This window comes from Paraburkholderia sp. CNPSo 3281 (assembly GCF_024206515.1).
GTDB classification, from domain to species: Bacteria; Pseudomonadota; Gammaproteobacteria; order Burkholderiales; family Burkholderiaceae; genus Paraburkholderia; species Paraburkholderia nodosa.
The window spans coordinates 1-21,547 of sequence record NZ_JAMBPS010000032.1; the positions used below are offsets into that span (position 1 = coordinate 1).

Annotated in this window: 18 protein-coding genes; 14 read left to right on the forward strand and 4 right to left on the reverse strand. The window is 64.0% G+C overall.

Annotation, left to right across the window (positions count from 1 at the left end; translation table 11 throughout):
* The 5 genes from M3I56_RS26070 to M3I56_RS26090 form a co-directional block, all read left to right on the forward strand.
* Nucleotides 1-547 (forward strand): acetylating acetaldehyde dehydrogenase (locus tag M3I56_RS26070; RefSeq protein WP_254356390.1); only part of this gene is annotated, 547 nt, incomplete at its 5' end.
* 4 nt (nucleotides 548-551) lie between these two features.
* On the forward strand, nucleotides 552-1,577 hold the full coding sequence (gene dmpG / locus M3I56_RS26075; RefSeq protein ID WP_254356391.1) for a 4-hydroxy-2-oxovalerate aldolase: 1,026 nt from the start codon (nucleotides 552-554) through the stop codon (nucleotides 1,575-1,577).
* 94 nt (nucleotides 1,578-1,671) lie between these two features.
* A complete protein-coding gene (gene mhpT / locus M3I56_RS26080; RefSeq protein ID WP_254356392.1) occupies nucleotides 1,672-2,919 on the forward strand; it encodes a 3-(3-hydroxy-phenyl)propionate transporter MhpT in 1,248 nt (415 codons plus the stop codon).
* Between the two features lie 65 nt (nucleotides 2,920-2,984).
* Complete coding sequence (locus M3I56_RS26085) at nucleotides 2,985-3,854, forward strand: alpha/beta fold hydrolase (protein WP_254356393.1); 870 nt, start codon at nucleotides 2,985-2,987, stop codon at nucleotides 3,852-3,854.
* Nucleotides 3,855-4,193: 339 nt separating this feature from the next.
* Nucleotides 4,194-5,540: an MFS transporter gene (locus tag M3I56_RS26090; protein WP_254356394.1), complete on the forward strand. Its 1,347-nt coding sequence runs from the start codon at nucleotides 4,194-4,196 to the stop codon at nucleotides 5,538-5,540.
* A 119-nt stretch (nucleotides 5,541-5,659) separates the two neighbouring features.
* On the opposite strand, the gene M3I56_RS26095 is transcribed toward M3I56_RS26090, so the two are convergent.
* Nucleotides 5,660-6,577, reverse strand: coding sequence for a LysR substrate-binding domain-containing protein (locus M3I56_RS26095; protein ID WP_254356395.1), 918 nt, complete (start codon nucleotides 6,575-6,577; stop codon nucleotides 5,660-5,662).
* Between the two features lie 114 nt (nucleotides 6,578-6,691).
* Here M3I56_RS26095 and M3I56_RS26100 point away from each other — a divergent pair, with 114 nt between their 5' ends.
* Nucleotides 6,692-9,742: an FAD-binding and (Fe-S)-binding domain-containing protein gene (locus M3I56_RS26100; RefSeq protein WP_254356396.1), complete on the forward strand. Its 3,051-nt coding sequence runs from the start codon at nucleotides 6,692-6,694 to the stop codon at nucleotides 9,740-9,742.
* A 6-nt stretch (nucleotides 9,743-9,748) separates the two neighbouring features.
* On the opposite strand, the gene M3I56_RS26105 is transcribed toward M3I56_RS26100, so the two are convergent.
* The gene (locus tag M3I56_RS26105; RefSeq protein WP_028202834.1) at nucleotides 9,749-10,024 is read right to left on the reverse strand and encodes a hypothetical protein; all 276 of its coding nucleotides are present in this window, start codon (nucleotides 10,022-10,024) and stop codon (nucleotides 9,749-9,751) included.
* 312 nt (nucleotides 10,025-10,336) lie between these two features.
* On the opposite strand from M3I56_RS26105, the gene M3I56_RS41695 reads away from it, so the two are divergent.
* Nucleotides 10,337-10,687, forward strand: coding sequence for a response regulator (locus tag M3I56_RS41695; protein ID WP_375541791.1), 351 nt, complete (start codon nucleotides 10,337-10,339; stop codon nucleotides 10,685-10,687).
* 178 nt (nucleotides 10,688-10,865) lie between these two features.
* Nucleotides 10,866-12,602, forward strand: coding sequence for an ATP-binding protein (locus M3I56_RS26115; RefSeq protein ID WP_254356398.1), 1,737 nt, complete (start codon nucleotides 10,866-10,868; stop codon nucleotides 12,600-12,602).
* A 7-nt stretch (nucleotides 12,603-12,609) separates the two neighbouring features.
* Here the strand turns inward: M3I56_RS26115 and M3I56_RS26120 are convergent, their stop codons facing one another.
* Complete coding sequence (locus tag M3I56_RS26120; protein ID WP_254356399.1) at nucleotides 12,610-13,854, reverse strand: DUF1479 domain-containing protein; 1,245 nt, start codon at nucleotides 13,852-13,854, stop codon at nucleotides 12,610-12,612.
* Between the two features lie 99 nt (nucleotides 13,855-13,953).
* Here M3I56_RS26120 and M3I56_RS26125 point away from each other — a divergent pair, with 99 nt between their 5' ends.
* The 6 genes from M3I56_RS26125 to M3I56_RS26150 all read left to right on the forward strand — a co-directional run bounded on the left by M3I56_RS26125 (nucleotide 13,954) and on the right by M3I56_RS26150 (nucleotide 20,159).
* Nucleotides 13,954-14,925, forward strand: coding sequence for an AraC family transcriptional regulator (locus tag M3I56_RS26125; RefSeq protein WP_254356400.1), 972 nt, complete (start codon nucleotides 13,954-13,956; stop codon nucleotides 14,923-14,925).
* Nucleotides 14,926-15,129: 204 nt separating this feature from the next.
* On the forward strand, nucleotides 15,130-16,374 hold the full coding sequence (locus M3I56_RS26130) for a branched-chain amino acid ABC transporter substrate-binding protein (protein ID WP_254356401.1): 1,245 nt from the start codon (nucleotides 15,130-15,132) through the stop codon (nucleotides 16,372-16,374).
* A gap of 40 nt (nucleotides 16,375-16,414) precedes the next feature.
* A complete protein-coding gene (locus tag M3I56_RS26135) occupies nucleotides 16,415-17,362 on the forward strand; it encodes a branched-chain amino acid ABC transporter permease (RefSeq protein WP_254356402.1) in 948 nt (315 codons plus the stop codon).
* 39 nt (nucleotides 17,363-17,401) lie between these two features.
* On the forward strand, nucleotides 17,402-18,676 hold the full coding sequence (locus M3I56_RS26140) for a branched-chain amino acid ABC transporter permease (protein ID WP_254356449.1): 1,275 nt from the start codon (nucleotides 17,402-17,404) through the stop codon (nucleotides 18,674-18,676).
* Nucleotides 18,673-19,440, forward strand: coding sequence for an ABC transporter ATP-binding protein (locus M3I56_RS26145; RefSeq protein WP_254356403.1), 768 nt, complete (start codon nucleotides 18,673-18,675; stop codon nucleotides 19,438-19,440). Before M3I56_RS26140 ends, M3I56_RS26145 begins: the two co-directional genes overlap by 4 nt.
* Entirely contained in the window at nucleotides 19,440-20,159 is a 720-nt protein-coding gene (locus tag M3I56_RS26150) for an ABC transporter ATP-binding protein (protein ID WP_254356404.1), read from the forward strand. The genes M3I56_RS26145 and M3I56_RS26150 overlap by 1 nt, the downstream gene beginning before the upstream one ends.
* A gap of 39 nt (nucleotides 20,160-20,198) precedes the next feature.
* Here M3I56_RS26150 and M3I56_RS26155 read toward each other — a convergent pair whose 3' ends face one another.
* Nucleotides 20,199-21,386 (reverse strand): DUF2235 domain-containing protein, encoded by a 1,188-nt coding sequence (locus M3I56_RS26155; RefSeq protein ID WP_254356405.1) that lies wholly within the window; start codon nucleotides 21,384-21,386, stop codon nucleotides 20,199-20,201.
* Nucleotides 21,387-21,547: the final 161 nt, after the last annotated feature.

Here is a 21,547-nt window from a genome sequence, read left to right on the forward strand (position 1 = left end):
CGGTCAGGCCACGATTCCGATGGTCGCGGCGGTGTCGCGCGTCGCGAAGGTTCACTACGCCGAAATCGTCGCGTCGATCAGCAGCAAGTCGGCGGGCCCCGGCACGCGCGCCAACATCGACGAGTTCACCGAAACGACTTCGAAGGCGATCGAAGTGGTGGGCGGTGCCGCCAAGGGCAAAGCGATCATCGTGCTGAATCCGGCCGAGCCGCCGGTCATGATGCGCGACACGGTTTATACGCTCTCCGAAATGGCCGATCGCGCGAAGGTCGAGCAGTCCATCGAAGCGATGGTCGCGAAGGTGCATGCCTACGTGCCGGGCTATCGCCTGAAGCAGAAGGTGCAGTTCGACGAGATTCCCGCGAACGCGCCCTTGAATATTCCGGGCCTCGGCAAGTTCAGCGGCCTGAAGACCTCGGTGTTCCTCGAAGTGGAGGGCGCCGCGCACTATCTGCCCGCTTACGCAGGCAATCTCGACATCATGACTTCCGCCGCGCTCGCCACCGCCGAACGCATGGCGCAGACGCTTCTGAGCGTGGCGGAATAAGACCATGAGCAAGAAACTCTACATCTCCGACGTGACGCTGCGCGACGGCAGCCACGCCATCCGCCACCAGTACTCGATCCAGAACGTGCAGGACATCGCCCGCGCGCTGGACCGTGCGAAGGTGGACAGCATCGAAGTCGCTCATGGCGACGGTCTGCAGGGCTCGAGCTTCAACTACGGCTTCGGCGCGCACAGCGACCTGGAATGGATCGAAGCCGTGGCCGACGTGGTTACGCATGCGCAGATCGCCACGCTGCTCCTGCCCGGCATCGGCACGATTCACGACCTGAAGGCCGCGTACAACGCGGGCGCGCGCGTGGTGCGTATCGCCACGCACTGCACGGAGGCCGACATTTCGAAGCAGCACATCGAATACGCACGCGAACTGGGCATGGACACCGTGGGCTTCCTGATGATGAGCCACATGACCACGCCGGAAAACCTCGCGGTCGAAGCGAAGAAGATGGAAAGCTACGGCGCGACCTGCCTCTACGTGGTCGATTCGGGCGGCGCGCTCACGATGAACGACGTGCGCGACCGTTTCCGTGCCGTCAAACAGGTGCTCAAGCCCGAAACGCAAACGGGCATGCACGCGCACCACAACCTCTCGCTGGGCGTGGCGAACTCGATCGTGGCGGTGGAAGAAGGCTGCGATCGCGTCGATGCGTCGCTTGCCGGTATGGGGGCGGGCGCGGGCAATGCGCCGCTCGAGGTGTTCATCGGCGCGGCGGAACGCATGGGCTGGAATCATGGCACCGACCTCTACGCGCTGATGGACGCCGCCGACGACATCGTGCGCCCGCTGCAGGACCGCCCGGTTCGCGTGGACCGCGAAACGCTCGCGCTCGGCTATGCAGGCGTGTATTCGAGCTTCCTGCGCCACTCGGAAGTGGCCGCGAAGAAGTACGACCTGAAGACGGTGGACATTCTCGTCGAACTGGGCAAGCGCCGGATGGTGGGCGGTCAGGAAGACATGATCGTCGACGTGGCGCTCGATCTGAAAAAGCGCCGGCAAGGATTGCAGTCCTGATCAAGCGCGCCGCGCATCGCCTTCGGGTGGTGCGCGGCGTTGCCACTTATAGCCGCCGGAAAGAGCGGCTCGTATATATACATGGAGACTTTTTATGACGTCGCGAAACCGTAGTGCTGGAGGAAGTGGAGCAAGCAGCAAGGCGACCATCGCCCTGTGTCTGGCGATTGCGCTGCTCGAAGGGTTGGACCTGCAATCGGCGGGCGTAGCGGGACCGCGTATGGCGAAGGAGTTTCATCTCGCCGTCGCGCAAATGGGCTGGGCGTTCAGCGCAGGCGCGATCGGCCTCCTGCCGGGCGCGGCGCTGGGCGGGCGGCTTGCCGACCGCTTTGGCCGCAAACGCGTGCTCATGTGGTCGGTGGCGCTGTTCGGCCTTTTCTCGCTCGCCACGACCATGGTGTGGAATTTCGAAAGCCTGCTCGTCGCGCGTCTGCTCACGGGTCTCGGTCTCGGCGCGGCCATGCCGAACCTGATCGCGCTGTGCTCGGAGGCAGCGGGTGAGCAGCAGCGCAGCACGGCAGTGGGTGCGATGTATTGCGGCATGCCGTTCGGCGCGGCGATCGCCGCCGTCATCGGCATGCTCGGCGCGGGCGACGCGAGCTGGCGCCACGTGTTCTACGTCGGCGGTCTCGGCCCGATCGTGATGGTGCCGCTGCTTGGCCTGTTCCTGCGCGAGTCGCAGCAGTTCGTCGCCGCGCAAGCGTCGAAGGTCGCGAGGGAAGGCGCACCGAGCGTGACGCAAGCGCTCTGGCAAGGGGGCCGCGCGCGTACCACGATTGCGCTGTGGATCAGCTACCTCGGCACCTTGATCGTGCTGTACTTCCTGATGAACTGGCTGCCCTCGATGGTGCTCGCGCGCGGCCTCACGCGCGTGCAGTCGAACCTCGTGCTGATGCTGTTCAACATCGGCGGTGGCGTCGGCGCCGTTGCGATCGCAACGATCATGGACCGCTTTGGGCGCCGCGGCACGGTGATCGGCATGTACGTGGGTATCGTGGCGGCGCTCACCGTGCTCGCAAGCGCGGGCGGCGCAAGCTCGACGGCCGTGGGCGGCCTGCTGTGCGGCTTCTTTATCGTGGGCGGCCAGTCGGTGCTGTATGCATTCGCGGGCCATGCGTACCCCACGGAAGTACGCGGCACGGGTGTGGGCGCGGCAGTGGCCGTGGGGCGTCTAGGCTCGATTCTCGGGCCGCTCGTGGCGGGACAGCTGTTTGCACTCGGCCAGAGCCCGTCGATGCTGGTGGGTTCGAGCATTCCGCTCGTCGTGATCGCGGCCCTTGCCGCGCTCAGCGTGGTGGGTGCATTCAGGCAGCGCAGCGCGCTGGGCGCACAGGGCGCGTGAATGTGAACGGGAGAAGGCACGCGCCTTCTCCCGCATGGGTTAATACGTTTTAAAGGATGGTCATCATGACGGGTACGGCACAAGCAATCACCGAAGCCTCGACGAGCAAGTTCGCGCGAGTGAAGGACGGCGAGGTCGAGTTCCAGATTCACTACAACGACGCAGGCGCTGGCGCCGAAACCGTTGTGATGCTGCACGGCTCGGGTCCGGGCGCGAGCGGCTGGGCCAACTTCAACCGCAACGTCGAACCGCTCGTCGCGGCCGGCTACCGCGTGATCCTGATGGATTGCCCGGGCTGGAGCAAGAGCGACCCGCTCGTCTGCACGAGCTCGCGCTCGGACCTGAACGGCCGCGTGCTCAAGGGCCTGCTCGACGTGCTCGACATCGAGCGCGTGCATATTCTCGGCAATTCGATGGGCGGGCATAGCGCCGTTGCGTTCGCACTGGCGAACCCGCAACGCGTGGGCAAGCTCGTGCTGATGGGCGGCGGCACCGGCGGCCCGAGCAGCTTCGTGCCGATGCCCACCGAAGGCATCAAGCTGCTGCAAGGTCTCTATCGCGATCCGACGATCGAGAACCTCAAGCGCATGATGAACGTGTTCGTGTACGACGCGAGCGCGCTCACCGACGAGTTGATGCAAACGCGCCTCGACAATATGCTCGCGCGCCGCGACCACCTGGAAAACTTCGTGAAGAGCCTCGTCGCCTTCCCGAAGCAGTTCAGCGACTATGGCCCGCGCCTTGGCGAAATCGCCGCGCCCACGCTCGTGATCTGGGGCCGCGACGACCGCTTCGTGCCGATGGATATCGGCCTGCGTTTGCTCGCGGGCATGCAGAACGCGCAACTGCACGTGTTCAACCGTTGCGGCCACTGGGCACAATGGGAGCATGCGGAAGCCTTCAACCGCATGGTGATCGACTTCCTGAAGCACTAGGACGCGAAAGCCCTCGCGGTAACGATGCGGCGCACCTCGCGGTGCGCCGCTTTTTTATTGGGGCGAGCGCATTGCGTTTGCAAACCGGCTTTTGTGTGACGAAACCGTGGGTCAACGTACCGTCGACATGTTCATCTAAAGACAAACCATAATTAGCGTAAAGCAAAGCGATTCGCCATTGACAAATTAAACCTGCCTCACCTATGATCGGCCTCAATGCCTGGAGACGCGTGAACCGTACGCGTCCCGGCGAGCCGCGCAAGGCGCACAAGACGCCGCGCATCAACGGTCTGCCCGGGCCCGCCTGGGTGAACCGGAGTCATGTTTGGAGACAGGCAGATGCCCCAATCGATTGCCCCGGACCGCCGGTCCGAAGCCGCACGCGCGTACGCTACGTCCGCGCAACATTCCTCGCAGCAAGAAGACGCGCTCTATCGCAAGGTCTCCGCGCGCGTCATCCCGTTCCTGTTCGTTTGTTACGTCGTCTCGTTCCTCGACCGCATCAACATCGGCTTCGCGCAGTTGCAGATGAAGCACGACCTGGGCTTCAGCGACGCGATGTACGGGCTCGGCGCCGCCGTGTTCTACGTGGGCTACGTGCTGTGCGAAGTGCCGAGCAACATGCTGCTTGCGCGCTTCGGCGCGCGCCGCACGTTCATGCGCATCATGCTGCTGTGGGGCATTGCCTCGACCAGCATGATGTTCGTGTCGAGCCCCACGCAGTTCTATGCGCTGCGCTTTTTGCTGGGCGTGTTCGAGGCGGGCTTCTTTCCGGGTATCGTGCTCTATCTCACGTACTGGTATCCTGCGCGCCGCCGCGCAGCCGTGTTCTCGATCTTCTTCGCGGGCGTGGCGGTGGCGGGCGTGCTGGGCGGCCTCATCTCGGGCTGGATCATGCGCGACATGGCCGGCGTGGCGGGATTCGCCGGCTGGCGCTGGATGTTCCTGATCGAAGGGCTGCCGGCCGTGCTGCTCGGCCTCATGGCGGCGTTCTGGCTCGTGGACGGACCCGAGAAGGCGCGGTGGCTGACCGATGCAGAAAAGGCACAACTCCTCGCACAACGCGACGGCGAAGGCGATCACGCGCACTCCACGCGTTCGTTCGGGGCGGCGCTGCGCAACCCGCGCGTGTATCTGTTCGCGTTCATCTACTTCTCGCTGACCTGTGCCTCGCTCACGCTGAACTTCTGGATGCCGCTCATGATCCGCGACTTCGGCGTGCATGACGTGCTGGCGATCAGCCTCTACACCGTCATTCCAAATGCGGTGGGTGCGGTGGGCCTCATGTGGATCGCGCGCCGCTCGGACCGGCGTGGCGAACGGCGCTGGCATTTCGCGGCGTGCACCGTAGGCGGCGGCATGGCATTGGCGCTGCTCACGCTGCATCTCGCGAGCTTCGCCGCGATGATGGCGATTCTTTCGATCGCAGCGGTGCTGATCTTCGCCGCGTTGCCGATCTTCTGGGCGGTGCCTTCGGCGTATCTCTCGGGCAAGGCCGCCGCTGCGGGCATCGCGCTCATCAGCAGTATCGGCATTACAAGCGGCATTGTGAGCCCGTGGGCAATCGGGCTCATCAAGACGCATACGGGCAGCATGGATAACGCGCTGTATCTGCTCGCGGCGTTGCTGGTGGCGAGTGGTGCGGCATTGGTGGCGGGTGTGCCGGCGGTGAAGGCTGGCCGCTGAGCGCGCCTCACGCAGGCATGAGTGGCGTGCGCCAGCTCGGCCAGCGCCTGCTGAACATTCGCCATGGTGGTGGCGCAGCAAATTTCATTCCGCATCCCCTTGCGAATGCAACCTTGAAGTCACTGCTGCCCCGCAAGCTCCTGCAGCAGCCAGTCGCGAAACGCAACCAGCACGGGATGGCGCTGAACCCGCTCCGGGTAGACGAGGTAATACGAGCGCGAGCTTGGCACTGCTTCGAATGGGCTGAGAAGCCGGTCTTCCCTCAATTCGTCTTCCACCAGCATGCGCGGCACGAGGCCTACGCCGATACCGGCCACGACTGCCTGGATCAAATGCGAGGTCAACTCGAAACTCGGGCCCGGCCGCAGCGCGTCGTGAGGCAAACCGAAGTGCCCACACCATTCGCGCCACGCGTCGGGAAAGCTGCGCACGCGCAGCAGCGTGAGCCCTTCGAGGGATTCGATGGTTGGCGCGGCGGCCCTGCGCCTCGATTTTCGCGCGAGGGGCAACACGGCAGGGTTGCCGACCAGCACCAGATCTTCCGCGTAGAGCCGGTGCGCCGTCACATCCGGCCAGCGGCCGTCGCCCACCACGATGGCAGCGTCGAGGTCCTGGGTCGAAAAGTCGGCGGCCTCGATGCGCGAGTCGAGATCGATCTGCAAATCGGGGTGCGCCTGGTAGAAGCGGTGCAGGCGCGGCAGCAGCCACTTGGCGCCGAACGTCGGCAGGGTCGCGACGCGCAGCTGCGTTTTCGGCGCGTTGGAGGTGAGGGCCTGCAGCGTCGCGCTGCGGATCAGCGTGAGCGCGTGCGAGATCTCGGCCATATAGGCGCGGCCGATATCCGTCGGGATGATGCGCTTGCCCTCGCGCGTGAAGAGCGCAAGCTCGAGCATCGCTTCGAGCGCCTGAACCTGGCGGCTCACGGCGCTCTGCGTGAGCGACAGCTCCTCAGCCGCACGCGTGAAGCTCTCATGCCGCGCGGACGCTTCGAACGCGAGCAGCAGCGACATGGAAGGCGTGAGCTTGCGGAAATTCATTCATAAACCTCATGATCAACCCAACGAATATACGTTTGCCCGGTGCCGGCGGGAACGCGACAATGCCTTGCCAGAAAGGGAATGGTACGCCCAAGGCGAGACTTCGAGAACGATATGACAATTGCCCCGCTTGCCATCGGCGAATTCAGCAACCCGCTGATCCGTCAATTTTTGCATGAATTGAAGACGTCGGGCTTCGAAGGCGAGGTGGATGCGACTCACGCGACGCGCACGGTGCTGGCCACGGACAATTCGATCTATCAGCGCTATCCGAAAGCGGTGGTGTTTCCGCGCCATGCGCAGGACGTCGTATGCCTCGCGGGCCTGCTCGGGCGCGAGGCGTTCCGCGGCGTGGCGGTGGCGGCGCGCGGCGGCGGCACGGGCACGAACGGGCAGTCGCTGACCGAAGGCATCGTGGTCGATATGTCGAGGCATATGAACCGGATCCTCGAAATCGATCCCGTCGCGCGTACCGCCAGAGTGGAAGCGGGTGTCGTCAAGGATCAGCTCAATGCCGAACTGAAGCGGCACGGACTCTTTTTCGCGCCGGAACTATCGACTTCGAACCGCGCGACCATCGGCGGCATGATCAGCACGGATGCGAGCGGGCAGGGCAGTTGCACCTACGGGAAAACACGCGACCATGTGCTCGCGCTGGAAACGGTCCTGGTCGGCGGTGCGTGTCTGTCGAGCGCGCCGGTCGATCATGCCGCACTGACGGCGCTCTGCGCGCGCGAGGACAAGGTCGGCGAAGTTTTTCGCACCGCGCGGGACATCAGCGAGCGCGAAGCCGGCCTGATACGCGAGCGCTTTCCCGAACTGAACCGCTGCCTGACAGGTTACGACCTCGCCCATCTGCGTGACGGCGAAGGGCGCTTCGACATCAATAGCGTGCTGTGCGGCTCGGAAGGCACGCTCGGCTTTATCGTCGAGGCGACGCTGAATGTGCTGCCGGTTCCGAAGCACGCCGCGCTCGTCAATATCCGCTATGAGGGTTTCATGGATGCCCTGCGCGACGCGCGCGCGTTGATGGCCCATCGTCCGCTCTCAATCGAAACCGTGGACGCCACGGTGCTGCGGCTGGCGCGCGAGGATAGCGTCTGGCAAAGCGTGGCCGACTATTTCCCCGACGACGAAGACATCGAAGGCGGTGCGAGCGGCATCAACATGGTCGAATTCAGCGGCGACGATGCGGACGAAGTGCGCGCGCGCGTGGCGGCGTTCACCGCGCACCTGGGCGCCGACGCGAGCGTCAGGCGCCTGGGACATACGATCGCCGACGGCGAGGCGGCGATCCATCGCGTCTATGCGATGCGCAAGCGTGCGGTGGGCCTGCTGGGCAACGCCCGCGGCGCGAGCCGGCCGCAGCCCTTCGTGGAAGACACGGCCGTACCGCCCGAAAATCTCGCTGACTATATTGCGGAGTTTCGGGCGCTGCTCGATGGTTTTGGTTTGCGCTACGGCATGTTCGGCCACGTCGACGCCGGCGTGCTGCACGTGCGCCCCGCGCTAGACATGCGCAATCCCGACGAGGCCGCACTCGTGCGCCCCATTTCGGATGCCGTGACCGCCTTGACGATGAAGTATGGCGGCCTGCTGTGGGGAGAGCATGGCAAGGGCGTCCGCTCGGAGTATGTGCCGGAGTATTTCGGGCCTTTGTATCCCGCGCTGCAGCGGCTCAAGGCGGCATTCGATGCGCACAATCAGCTCAATCCCGGCAAGATCGCCACGCCGGCGACGGCGCGTGCGGCGCTGTTGAAGATCGACGCGACGACGCTGCGCGGCGAACTGGACCGGCGCATAGACGAGCGTGTCTGGCAGGCCAATGCCGACGCCGTTCACTGCAACGGCAACGGCGCCTGCTACAACTTCGACCCAAACGACGCCATGTGTCCGTCGTGGAAAGCCACGCGCGACCGCGTGCATTCGCCGAAGGGGCGGGCTTCGCTGATGCGTGAATGGTTGCGCCGGCAACAGGATGCCGGAGCGGATCTCGCGGCTGTGCCAGCCGCGGCGGCGTTGCCGGTGCGCATCTTCAATAGCATACGCAAACGCCAGGGCGAGCAAGACTTCTCGCATGAGGTGTATGACGCCATGGCGGGTTGCCTCTCGTGCAAGTCATGCGCGGGGCAGTGCCCCGTGAAAGTGAGCGTGCCAGAGTTTCGCGCCCGCTTTCTGGAGCTGTATCACACGCGCTATTTGCGGCCGCTGCGCGACTATCTGATTGGCGCGCTTGAATTCTCCGTGCCGCGTGTCGCGGCGGTGCCAGGAGCGAGAAGCGTCTACAACGCGGTGATGGGCGCGGGTCTCGTCAAATCGGTGCTTGCGCGCTGTCTGGGCCTTATCGATAGCCCATTGTTGAGCCCGGTGTCATGGCGTGATGCGCTGCGCCTCTCGGGAGCGGAGGTCGCAACGCCCGAACGCCTCTCGATGCTCGGCGTTGCCGAGCGCCAGCACAGCGTGATCGTGGTGCAGGACGCGTTCACGCGCTACTTCGAAACGCCGGTCGCCGCCGCGTTTCTGGAAGTCGCCGCGCGGCTCGGATTCAAGGTCTTCGTCGCACCTTATCTGCCGAACGGCAAGCCACTGCACGTACAGGGGTTTCTGCCGCAGTTTCGCCGGGCTGCGCGGCGCAATGTGGCGCAACTGGCCGTGCTTGCCAGAACGGGTGTGCCGCTGGTCGGCATCGACCCGGCAATGACGCTCGTGTACCGCCAGGAATACCGCAAGATGGAAGGCATCGAAACAGTACCCGAGGTTCAGTTGCCACAGGAATGGCTGATCGGCGCATTGCGCACGCGTGCAACATCGCCGCGAGCGTCTGGCTCGTTCAGTCTGCTACCGCATTGCACTGAGCGCACCAACGCGAGCGCTGCCACGCTCCTGTGGAACGACGTCTTCGCGGCGGCTGGCCTCACGCTCACGACGCAGGCCAGCGGTTGCTGCGGCATGTCGGGCACTTACGGCCACGAGGCGCGCAATCGCGCGACCTCGGAAACGATCTTCGAGCAATCTTGGGCGCGACATGTCGATGCGGCATCGACGTCGACGCAGGGGGCGCAAGAACTGCTCGCCACGGGTTATTCGTGCCGCTGCCAGGTGAAGCGCTTGCGCGGGCGCCAGCTGCGTCATCCCATTCAGGCGCTGCTGGACGCCCTGCGCTGACCCGGGTCAGTAGTCCCAACGGCCCCGGTCGTGCCATTCGCGTTCGCGCCACTGCCGCTCGCGCCATTCATGCTCACGACGTTCGTGCTCGCGCCATTCGTGTTCCCGCCAACGCCGCGCGCGCCAGTCGTCGTCGCCTCGCCAGTCGGCCTGGACGGGAGCCGGCGCATAGGCCGCGCCTGGCACGCCAACGCCCACGGCCACATCCACGTGGGCCAATGCAGCGGTCGAAGCCGCCAACGCCGTTGCGCCCAGGACCAGGCCGAGAATCGTCCTCTTCATATCGCAACTCCTTCGCACGCTGCGTGCGTTTTTTTGATGAGCACGGTTTCGAGTGTAGGCGCCGCCGCCGGACACAGGTGCAACGGCGCTGCGAGATTGGTAACAACGAGTTATGCGCCTGCTCCGTTGCCACTGTTCAAACCGGTTTGCGTATTGCTCAGTACACCGATGAATTCAGGACGCCGGACTCCGACCCATGGCGCGAGGCGGCGCGGGCGTTTGCCATTGACGGAATCCGGGTACACTCGAAGGCGACCCACGGTCGAGTCCTGACTGTGTCGCTCCCGCTCTCCAGCCAGTTTTTTGTACCCGATGCCAAAACGAATCCTGCTAATCGACGACAACCGCGACGTCGCAGATGCGCTCGCGGCGCTCGTCGAATTCGAAGGTCATCAAGCCCGATGCGCCGCCGATGGACATGAGGCCCTGCTCGTTGCCGGATTGTTCCTTCCCGAACTTGCCTTCGTGGACTGGAGGCTTCCGGACATGAGCGGCGGCGAACTGGTGGACCAGCTTCGGCTCAACCCCGCTCTGTCGCATACCCGGTACGTTCTGCTGTCGGGACACACCGACCCGGACATCGCGGCCAAGGCTGCAGCAGCCGGCTTCGACAAATGTCTGACGAAACCCGTGCGGCTCGAAGACCTGCTGGCCTGCCTGTGACGCCGGTCTGAGCGGCTGCCGCTTCGGCACCGGTTGCCCTCCGTGGCGATCTTGACGGCCCGCGCCGGGTGCTGGAACGAGAATTGCGCACCCTGCCTCGCTCGTGCGCAGCGTCGAATCCTCCACGAACATCGCCGTTCCGAAATCCAGCAGCGTGTCCCGGGAGCCGAGTCGCGTCATGAACAAGGAAGTTCCACCGCCGATCGAGCGCCCCTTGACCCGCTGGCCGGGCGAAATGGCGGAGCGCATCGCCGCATTCGACTGGAGCGACACGGCGCTCGGCCCCCGCGAAACGTGGTCGGCGAGCCTCGTCGCCGCGATCAATATGCTCCTCGCCTCGCCTTCTCCGCTCGTCATGCTTTGGGGACACGAAGGCACGATGGTCTACAACGACGCCTACGCGGTTTTCGCGGGCGGCCGGCATCCGTTCCTGCTCGGCAAACCGGTCGAAACCGGCTGGCCAGAGGTGGCGGCGTTCAACCGCAATGTCGTCGATACGTGCCTCGCCGGTGGAACGCTGGCCTTCCAGGACAAGCAGCTCGTGCTGTATCGCGAAGGTCACGCCGAAGACGTCTGGTTGGACCTGAGCTACAGCCCGGTTTTCGAAGACGACGAGCGGCCGGCGGGCGTCATCGCCATCGTGTTCGAAACGACCGCGAAGGTGCAGGCGGAAAGGCAGCGCAAGGTGGCCGAAGACGCGCTGCTGCAACTGACCCAGACACTGGAGCAGCGCGTCGCCGAGGAAGTGGGCGCGCGCGTGGCAATGGAGGAGCGGCTGCGTCAGGCACAAAAGCTGGAGGCGATCGGCAGTCTCACGGGCGGCGTGGCGCACGACTTCAACAACGTCTTGCAGGTCATTTCCGCCAACCTGCAACTCATCGAGCTTTCTACGCGAGGCAACGTCGCGCTCGAGCGGCGCGTGGCGGCGGTCAGCAACGCGGTGTCGCGCGGCGCGAAACTCGCCGCGCAATTGCTGGCCTTCGCACGCAGGCAACCGCTCGCGCCGGCCGTTCTGAATCCCTTCCGGCTGGTCGAAGGCATCGCCGAGATGCTTCACCGGACCTTGCCGGAGACGATCGAACTCGCCATCGTGCCCGCGCAGGAGAGCTGGAATATCTGTGCAGACCGAAGTCAACTGGAAAGCGCGCTGTTGAATCTGGTCATCAACTCGCGCGACGCGATAGACGGACCGGGACGCATCTGCGTTTGTCTCGCGAACATCGACGCAGGCAACGACGAACTGGCGCGCCGCGACGGCGTGCCAGCGGGCGAATATGTGCGTCTGTGCGTTTCGGACTCGGGCAGCGGCATGCCCGACCACGTAAAAGCGCGCGTGTTCGAGCCGTTCTTCACGACCAAGGCCGAGGGCCAGGGGACGGGACTGGGCTTGAGCATGGTGCACGGGTTCGTGGCGCAGAGTTCGGGCCACGTTGTCATCGAAAGCGCGCAAGGCCAGGGCACGACCGTCAACCTCTATTTCCCGCGCAGCCTGGAGGCGGAATACGACGCTTACAAGCCGACCGTTGCGAGACAGGAGCGCGGCGGCGAGACCATTCTCGTGGTCGAAGACGATGCCGACGTGCGCATTGCCGCGATCGAAATGCTGGCCCAGCTCGGCTACAAGGTGCTCTCCGCGCAAGATGGCGAAAGTGCGCTCAAGCTGATCCAGAACGGCCAGCGTTTCGACCTGCTGTTCACGGATGTCGTGACGCCGGGCACGGTGAGAAGCAGCGAACTGGCTCGTATTGCGAGCGGGCCGCCGTATTACGCCGAGGTCCTGTTTGCCTCTGGCTACACGCGCGACGTCATTTTCCACGACGGCAAGCTCGACGAAGGCGTCGCGCTCATTAGCAAGCCTTATCGATACGACGAGCTTGCGGTTGCGGTGCGCAATGCGCTCAGCAAGACCGACTGACGCAAGCTCAGGTCTTCAGCCCGATCTGCATGCGTCCGAGCGGCGTCAGGTCGTCGACCGTTGCGCGCCCGAGGAAATCGACTTCGAAATGATCCGTCGGGAAGTCCGGCGGACTCTTGCCCTCGAGGAAGCTCGGCAGTTGCCGCGCGAGATACGCGTCGTTCTTGGCGCAGGACGGCGCCGACGCGATGTACATCACGTTGCTGTAGCCCTTGCCGCGATGCGCATCCTCCACGGCATGAATGACGTCGCTGTGCCAGAAAACGGTGTCGCCCGGTTGCATCAGTGGGATCGACGAAAGCGCGTGGAAAAGCGGCGCGTGATACTCCGGCTTGATCGAGAGCGCCCGGCCCGGCATCGCGCCGCACAGGTCGTCGTCGGCAATGTCGTCCTGCAGCGCGCGCAGCAGGATGTAGACCATCGCGTTCGCCATAGGCACGAGTTGCAGCGTGCCGTCGCCGGGGCCTTGCTGCGTGAGCGCCGTCCAGCCCTGAAACGTGCGGAACATCGAGCAGACAGCGGGTGACGGAATCTCTTCGACCGCGGTGCGCCACGCCGCATCGAACGCGTCATAGTCGCGCCAGTTTCCGGAGAACACGTGGCGGTAGACCTTGCGGAAGTTTGCTTCGATCCAGCGCTCGACTGAACCACCGTCGCAATGCGCGGAAAGCCCCAGCGACTCGGAGCCTGGCGGCCGGCGGCGCAGCCGGTCTGCATAAACCGGCACGTGATCCGGGTCGAAGTGCACGCGGCCTTCGCTCTCGGTGCGCCACAGCCGGTTCAGGAACACGCGCGCCTGCGTGAGTTCCGGCGACTGGCGCGCCAGCACTTGCGGCTTCGACCAGTAGACACCGTAGATCTGCGGCTTGCTCGAGGCCAGCTGGCCGAAGTATTTGTCTTCGGCGCGATGAAGCAGCTTGCGGTCGAGATCGTTGCGCTCGACATAGTCGGCAATCTCGTTGTCCCACTGCTCCACGAGCGAGCGGTCGAAGACCTTGCGGATGACACAGGCGCCGCGCGCCTTCACGAGCGCGATCTGCTCCACGCTCACCCGGTTGCCGACGATGTCCGCGAAGGCGATTTCGGGGATAACCGGCTCACCCCGGTCGCGAAGCTGGGCAATGCGATGCGCCTGTTCGTGCATGGCCGATTCGACCTCGGCGAACACGGCCTGGTAGTTGGGCAGTTTTTCCCGCAGTTCCTGCTTGGCCTGGCGGATAGCCGCGGGCAGGTCGTCGATATGCAAAGCCATGTCGTTGTCTCCACCTTGGTGATTTCGAATGATGGGAGCGTACGCCGGCGCAGCCTTGGCCGGTGATATTATCAAGTCAATCTTTTTGTAGTTTCGGCCATGAAAGCAGCGTACGAGCACGTCGACTTCGGCAGCAGGTGTTCGGTGCGGGTTTACCACCGGCGCTTGCCGCGCATTCCGTTCGAGTGGCATCACCACCCGGAATACGAACTCACGCTGACGATGAACAGCCAGGGCAAGCGCTATATCGGCGATTCAGTCACCGTTTATGGCGCCGACGATCTCGTCCTGGTCCCGCCGGACATGCCGCACACGTGGTCGTCCAATCGCTCGATCGACCCGGCGGATTCGCAGGTCGCCATCGTCATCTGGTTCGAAGGCAGCTGGGTGCAGCGCCTCGCCGACGTTTGCCCGGAATACGCGAACCTGCGCAACCTGCTGCGTCGCGCGGCCTGTGGACTGGTCTTCGAAGAGGGCGCCGGCGCGCATATGCGCGGCTATCTCGACCATCTTTTGTCGGCGGACCCGCGCGGGCGTCTGGCTGCCGTGCTGGAGATCCTCGCCTGGCTGTCCGATTTACCGGCTACCCAGCTGGCGACGCCCAGCGCGTTCGAAGGCCGCGTTGGCGCGTCTTCGGGCTACGAGCCCGAGCAACTGAACCGGGTGCTTGCGCTGATCGAAACGCAGTTCTCGCAACCCTTGCGGCTTTCGACGCTCGCCAAGGCCGCGGGTCTGTCCGAACGCACGCTGACGAGACATTTCGTGCAGCACACGGGCGAAAGCGTGGGGCAGTACATCGCGCGGGTGCGAATCGGCCACGCCTGCCGGCTGTTGTCCGACACGCAGATGCCCATCTCCGTGATCGCCACCCGCTCGGGGTTTCCCAACGCCGCGAATTTCAACCGGCAGTTCAAGGCCACGAAAGCGTTGACGCCGGTGGCCTACCGACAACAATTCAAGGGTGCAAAGCTTGACGAGGATCATGCTGCGCCGTCCCTGACCGAGCGCTCGCCTTCTCTCGAGCCTGCGCGGCGGATGGCGGGCGTCAAGCCCCGGTTGCGCCGGGCCTGAGGTCCCGAACGCGGGGTTGAGCCATCGCAAACGGACCGAGGCTAACCGTAAGCCAGTCGCAATGATTCGCTATGCCTGCTCGCGTCAGCGATTTCCCTGGAGTGCTGTCATTAGCGCCAGGAATGTGGTGATATAGCGAAAAATCGCACGGTCGGACAGAAAATTCACGCTCGATAAGAAATGCCCAAACAAAGGAGACAGTCCATGAGGATGTTGCGCTCGTTGCTGGTTGGTGCGGTGGTATCGTCGGCGTTGTCGGGAGGGGCCGCGCAAGCGCAGACGGTCAAGATTGCCTTTATCGATCCGCTGTCCGGCTTGATGGCGTCACTCGGAACAAATCAGCTGCACAGCTGGCAATACACGGCCGAATACGCCAACGAGCACAACTGGGCAAACGGCACGAAGTTCGAGGTGGTCGGATTCGACAACAAGCTTTCGCCGCAGGAAAGCCTGACCCTGCTGAACCAGGCTGCCGACCAGGGCATTCGCTATATCGTGCAGGGCAACGGCTCGTCGGTCGGCCTCGCGCTGGAGGATGCGGTCGCCAAGTACAACTCGCGCAATCCGGGCAAGGAAATCGTCTACCTGAACTACGCCGCGGTGGACCCGGCCATGACCAACGCCCGGTGCGACTACTGGCACTTCCGCTTCGACGCCAACGCCGACATGAAGATGGATGCGCTCACCACGTTCCTCGCGCGCGACAAGGACATCAAGAAGGTCTACCTCATCAATCAGGACTACTCGTTTGGACACGACGTTTCGCGCGTGGCGCGCGAGGACCTGAAAAGCAAGCGCCCGGATATCGTGATCGTCGGCGACGATTTTCATCCGCTCGCGCGCGTGAAGGACTTCTCGCCCTACACCACCAAGATCAAGGCGTCCGGCGCCGACACGGTGGTCACGGGCAACTGGGGCAGCGACCTCGCATTGCTCGTGAAGGCGAGCAAGGACGCGGGCGTGACGGCCAACTTCTACACCTATTACGCAGGCACGACCGGCGTGCCGACGGCCATGGGCGCGTCCGGCGCCGACCATGTGAAGTACGTGGGCGTGTTCGGCCCGAACACGGCGAACAACCCGCCCGTGGTTGGGCAGATCATCGAGGGCTACAAGAAGAAGTACAACGACGACTATTACCTGGCGACGGCCTATGCCGCCATCGAAATGCTGAGCAAGGCGATGAACGCAACGAAGTCGACCGATCCCGTCAAGGTGGCCAAGGCCATGGAGGGCATGACGGTCGACGGCATGAACGGTCCGGTGGCGATGCGCGCTGCCGATCACCAGGCGCAACAGTCGCTCGTGATCGCGACATGGACCAAGGCGGACGGCAAAACGGTAAAGTACGACCAGGAGAACACCGGCTATGGCTGGCGCACCGACGTCCAGCTTGGGCCGACCGCGGCAACGCAGCCGACCACTTGCCAGATGAAGCGCCCGGGCTGAACGTGCTCTCGCTACGACACTTCACAAGGATCATCGGGCAGTGGAATTCCTGACCATCTCTCTGTTGAACGGCATCGGCTACGGGCTGCTGCTGTTCATGCTTTCCTCGGGCCTCACCTTGATCTTCAGCATGATGGGCGTGCTCAATTTCGCGCACGCCAGCTTTTACATGCTCGGGGCCTACTTTGCCTACACCATTGCCAGCAAGATCGGTTTCTGGCCGGCGCTCGTGGTGGCGCCGGCGCTCGTGGCGTGTGTCGGCGCGCTCGTCGAACGTTTCGGCTTGCGCACCGTGCACAAGTATGGGCATGTGGCGGAATTGCTGTTCACCTTCGGCCTGTCATATCTGATCGTGGAGGGCGTCAAGCTGGTCTGGGGACTGGCGGCGGTGCCGTACGCCATTCCGCCCGAACTGAACGGGGCGCTGTTCAAGGTGTACACGTCGGAGTTTCCGAAGTATCGCGCCTTCATGATGCTCATCTCGATCGCCATGCTCGCGGCGCTGTATCTGCTGTTGACACGCACGCGCATCGGTCTCGTCATTCAGGCGTCGCTCACGCACCCGGAAATGGTCGAGGCGCTCGGGCACAACGTGCAGCGCGTGTTCATGCTGGTGTTCGGCGGCGGCGCCGCGCTGGCGGGCCTCGCCGGCGTGATTGGCGGCAACGCGTTCGTCACGTCGCCTTCGATGGCCGAGTCGGTCGGCACCATCGTGTTCGTGATCGCCGTGGTGGGCGGCATGGGTTCGCTGCCGGGCGCGTTCATCGCGTCGCTGCTGATCGGCATCATGCAGACCTTCGCCGTCACGATCGATGCCTCGCTCTCCGATCTGTTCTCACTCGTTGGCGTGACGGTCACGGACGGCACGACGCTCTCGTCGCTGTGGCGCATGCCGGTCTCGCAGGTCGCGCCGATTCTGCCTTATCTGCTCATGGTGCTCATGATGATCCTGCGACCGCGCGGGTTGCTCGGCAAGCGGGAGGGCTGACCGATGAAACCGCTCATTCAGGCCAGCGCCGGTTCGGCCATGCAACGCCGCGGATGGCTGCAATCTGCGCATTCGCTGCGCTGGATCATTTGGGGCGCCACGGTGCTCGTGATGCTGGTGCTGCCGCTCGTGTTTTCCAGCGGCTTCGCGATCGCGCTGCTGTCGCAGATGGGCATCATGGTCATCTTCGCGCTCTCGTACAACATGCTGCTCGGTCAGACCGGCATGCTCTCGTTCGGGCACGCGGTGTACTCCGGGCTCGGCGCATTCGTCGCGGCGCATGTGCTCAACCAGATCGGCGCGAGCCATTTCCCGTTGCCCGTTTCGTTGTTGCCGCTGGTCGGCGGGCTCGGGGGCATGCTGTTCGGCGTGCTGTTCGGCTACGTGACCACGCGCAAGTCGGGCACCACCTTTGCGATGATCACGCTCGGCATTGGCGAAATGGTGGCGGCGAGTTCGCTGATGTTTCCCGGGTTTTTCGGCGGCGAGGGCGGGGTGCCGACCAATCGCACGGTTGGCCATGCGGTGCTGGGCATCACTTACGGCCCGGCGATCCAGGTGTACTACCTGATCGCAGTGTGGTGTCTCGTGTCGATGATCGCCATGTACGCATGGACGCAGACACCGCTCGGTCGTATCGCCAACGCCGTGCGTGACAACCCCGAGCGTGTGGAATTCGTCGGGTACAACACGCAGCGCGTGCGCTTTTTCGTGATGGTCCTTTCGGCGTTCTTCGCCGGCATTGCGGGCGGCCTCTCGGTGATCGACTTCGAGATCGTGACCGCGGAGAACGTCGGCGCCGCGCAGTCCGGCGGCGTGCTGCTCGCGACGTTCATCGGCGGCGGCGCGTACTTCTTCGGGCCGATCATCGGTTCTATTTTGTTCGTGCTGTTTGCGGTCGCGTTGTCCAATCTCACGCCGGCATGGTTGCTGTACCTCGGCCTTTTCTTCGTGCTGGTGGTGATGTACGTGCCGGGCGGCGTGTCGAGCCTGCTGATGAAGCAGGTCCCTCTCATCGCGGCGCGCAAGCTGCACCGCATGCTGCCGTCCTATGCGGCGGCGTTGGGCGCCGCGCTGATTTTGCTTGCTGCGCTCGTACTGACGGTCGAACTCGTCTACAAGGTGCAGATCGATAGCGACAACGGCACGGCCATGGCGTTCTTCGGCCTGAACTTCGATGCCGCGTCGTGGAGGCCCTGGACCGTCGCCGCGGTGCTGTGGGCGCTGGGCGCACAGGCGGGACGCCTCGCGGCCGCGCGGGTGCGCGACGCGTGGGATGGCGTGCAACGGGAAATCGCAGGGGGCAACGTATGACGGCCGCGCTGGAGTTGCATGAAGTGCGCAAGAATTTCGGGCGCACGGAGATCATTCGCGGTGTTGACCTGAATATCGCGAAGGGTGAACGTCACGCGTTGATCGGTCCCAACGGCGCCGGCAAGTCGACGACGTTCAACCTGATTTCGGGGCGCATGGCGCCGAGTTCCGGCACGGTCAAACTCAACGGCGTCGAGATCGGCGGGCTGCCGCCGTACAAGATCAACCGCATGGGGCTCTCGCGCAGCTTTCAGGTGACGAACATTTTTCACCGCCTTTCGGTGTTCGAGAATTTGCGCTGCTCCGTGTTGTGGTCGCTCGGCTACCGGTATTCGTTCTGGCATCGCCTCGAGCAATTGCGCGACGCGCGCGAACGCGCCGAAGCAGTGCTCGAACTGATCGGCCTGCAGGGCCGCCACGACACCCTTGCAGGGCTGCTGACTTACGCCGAGCAGCGGGCGCTCGAAATCGGCATCACGATTGCGGGCGGCGCCGAGGTGATCCTGCTCGACGAACCCACGGCGGGCATGAGCCGCTCGGAGTCGGATCATGCAGTGGAGCTGATTCGCCGGGTCACCGTCGGCAAGACGCTGGTGATGGTCGAGCACGACATGAGTGTCGTCTTCGGCCTCGCCGACCGCATTTCGGTGCTCGTGTACGGCGAGGTGATCGCCACGGACACGCCGCAAGCCATCCGTAACAACCGCCGCGTGAAGGAAGCCTATCTGGGCACCACGCTGGACGAACCCGCAGGTGCACATTGATGGCGACCGCCAATTCCATGCTCCAGGTGCGCGACCTGCACGCGTACTACGGCAAGAGCCATATCCTGCACGGCGTCGAGATGCAAGTGGGCGAGGGCGAGATCGTCGCCTTGCTCGGGCGCAACGGCGTGGGCCGCTCGACGCTGGCCAAAGCTATCATGGGGCTGGTGCGGTGCGAGGGGCAGATTCTGCTGCGCGGCGAAGAAGTGCGCGGGCTGCGCACTTTCGAGGTTGCGCATCGGGGTATCGGCTACGTGCCTGAGAACCGCGATATCTTCCCGACGCTCACCGTGCGGCAGAACCTGATGCTCGGCGAAAAGCGCAGCCGCTCACGCCAGAAGCCGCGCTGGCAGTTCGACGACATGTGCCGGATGTTCCCGCGCCTGAAGGAGCGCGAGGACACGCCCGCGGGCCTGCTGTCCGGCGGCGAGCAGCAGATGCTGACGCTGTGCCGCACGCTCATGGGCGACCCCGACCTCATCATCATCGACGAGCCGACCGAAGGGCTCGCGCCGCTCGTCGTCGCGCAGGTGGGCGAGTATCTGAAGACGCTGAAGGCGCGCGGCATTTCGGTGCTGCTCGTCGAGCAGAAGCAGGCCATTGCGCTCGATATCTCGCAGCGCGTGTACGTCATGGGGCACGGCCAGATCGTGTTCGAGGGGACGCCGCAGCAGTTGAAGGCCGATGCGCGCGTCCGCCAGGAATGGCTGGAAGTGTAGGGCGTGCTTCGATCGTTCGCCCTGCCGAAGCAATTCCGCTTAGCGTGCGGGCAAGTTACCCGGTGAGTACACAGGCTGCTGGCCGGCAGCGCCAAAAAGATCTTCGGGTTGATCGTTCATACGCTGCCGTATGTTGTCGTTGACGACCATGCCTGCCGGGAAGGCACGCGCGCCCACTCCTGCTGCCAGCCAGACAGGATCCGCAACCCATTCCCGGTGTCGCGGCCCCAAGGGATTGGATTGGACGGCAACGGGGGGATGAAGGGCGAACTTCAAACCCACGCCAGTCTGCTGCAACCTGTCCACGATCCAGACCAGGGGGCCGTCGGAGAGGCCGTGATCGGCATAGCCGCCGCCGACATCGCAATGACCGCCTGGAAAGAGCGCTTGCGTCACGTTTGGGTTGGGATTCCACAGCGTCGGCTCGAACGGCCTGCGTTGCTCGTCGAGCGAGACGGCGTGCACGCCGAGGCCAATGTCCGGGTTGAGATTCAGATCGCAAAACCGGAACAAGTCGATGGCGGAGCCCTGATAGTAGATGGGAATGCCGAGCGAACCCACCGTGTCCCAAACAGCCACTGCGGCGATTTTTGCGTCCACGAATGAGTCGGCGTCCAAAGGTTTTGGATTGGAGAATGCGGTATGGATCGTCAAGAACTCCATCACGCCGTCGGCGATCTTCTGGAACGTCGTATCGTGGCCGTGTCTCCATCGATACCACGCCGCAACCGCGGTGTCGTAACGATTCTGATCGTCGATGGCGGCGAGCTCTGGCCGAAGCAGTCCCTGTCCCGCGATCAGTCCCGCAAGGGCTCGCGCGGTGTACGCGCCGCGGCTGAATCCGACGATCACGATGCTGTCGCCCGGCTCGAAATTGCGCGAAATATACGTATAGCCACGAGCGATGCGGGCGACGACACCGACACCGAACGCACCGCCGGCGACTTTATCAAGCAGTTGCTGGGAATTTCCGACCCCGTGAATGTACTTCGCGATTTGTACAGGGTTGCCGTTTGCGTCGGAAAGCGCCTTTTCCATCTCGACGCCACCCCAGTCGGTTCCTTCGGGCAGCATGTTTCCATCGAGCCACGCGAAAAGCTTGCATACATTGGTCAGTCCCGGCTGACACCCTGCCACGGCGTCAGGCGCGCCGCCATCGCCTTTTCCTGCCGGATCGTCGGGGCCGTTCCACGTGCCGTCTGCGCAAAAGACTATCGTTTTGGACATCGCTGGCTCCTCACACGCAATCCAGTCGCAACATACGGAACGTTTGTTCGCAATCCTGAGTATCGTCCCGGTGCGTTACGTCAGCCGATGCGGCAACGCGTGCGGTGCGCGTTCCGAACGTCAGATCTACAAATATAGCTTCTGCGCCCCGGATTGCGAGG

Coding starts and splice junctions, on each gene's coding strand:
- M3I56_RS26105 (WP_028202834.1), bottom strand. CDS start 10,024: ATGAAGAGGACGATTCTCGGCCTGGTCCTGGGCGCAACGGCGTTGGCG.
- dmpG (WP_254356391.1), top strand. CDS start 552: ATGAGCAAGAAACTCTACATCTCCGACGTGACGCTGCGCGACGGCAGC.
- mhpT (WP_254356392.1), top strand. CDS start 1,672: ATGACGTCGCGAAACCGTAGTGCTGGAGGAAGTGGAGCAAGCAGCAAG.
- M3I56_RS26125 (WP_254356400.1), top strand. CDS start 13,954: ATGAAAGCAGCGTACGAGCACGTCGACTTCGGCAGCAGGTGTTCGGTG.
- M3I56_RS41695 (WP_375541791.1), top strand. CDS start 10,337: ATGCCAAAACGAATCCTGCTAATCGACGACAACCGCGACGTCGCAGAT.
- M3I56_RS26145 (WP_254356403.1), top strand. CDS start 18,673: ATGACGGCCGCGCTGGAGTTGCATGAAGTGCGCAAGAATTTCGGGCGC.
- M3I56_RS26115 (WP_254356398.1), top strand. CDS start 10,866: ATGAACAAGGAAGTTCCACCGCCGATCGAGCGCCCCTTGACCCGCTGG.
- M3I56_RS26130 (WP_254356401.1), top strand. CDS start 15,130: ATGAGGATGTTGCGCTCGTTGCTGGTTGGTGCGGTGGTATCGTCGGCG.
- M3I56_RS26120 (WP_254356399.1), bottom strand. CDS start 13,854: ATGGCTTTGCATATCGACGACCTGCCCGCGGCTATCCGCCAGGCCAAG.
- M3I56_RS26150 (WP_254356404.1), top strand. CDS start 19,440: ATGGCGACCGCCAATTCCATGCTCCAGGTGCGCGACCTGCACGCGTAC.
- M3I56_RS26100 (WP_254356396.1), top strand. CDS start 6,692: ATGACAATTGCCCCGCTTGCCATCGGCGAATTCAGCAACCCGCTGATC.
- M3I56_RS26090 (WP_254356394.1), top strand. CDS start 4,194: ATGCCCCAATCGATTGCCCCGGACCGCCGGTCCGAAGCCGCACGCGCG.
- M3I56_RS26085 (WP_254356393.1), top strand. CDS start 2,985: ATGACGGGTACGGCACAAGCAATCACCGAAGCCTCGACGAGCAAGTTC.
- M3I56_RS26095 (WP_254356395.1), bottom strand. CDS start 6,577: ATGAATTTCCGCAAGCTCACGCCTTCCATGTCGCTGCTGCTCGCGTTC.
- M3I56_RS26155 (WP_254356405.1), bottom strand. CDS start 21,386: ATGTCCAAAACGATAGTCTTTTGCGCAGACGGCACGTGGAACGGCCCC.
- M3I56_RS26140 (WP_254356449.1), top strand. CDS start 17,402: ATGCAACGCCGCGGATGGCTGCAATCTGCGCATTCGCTGCGCTGGATC.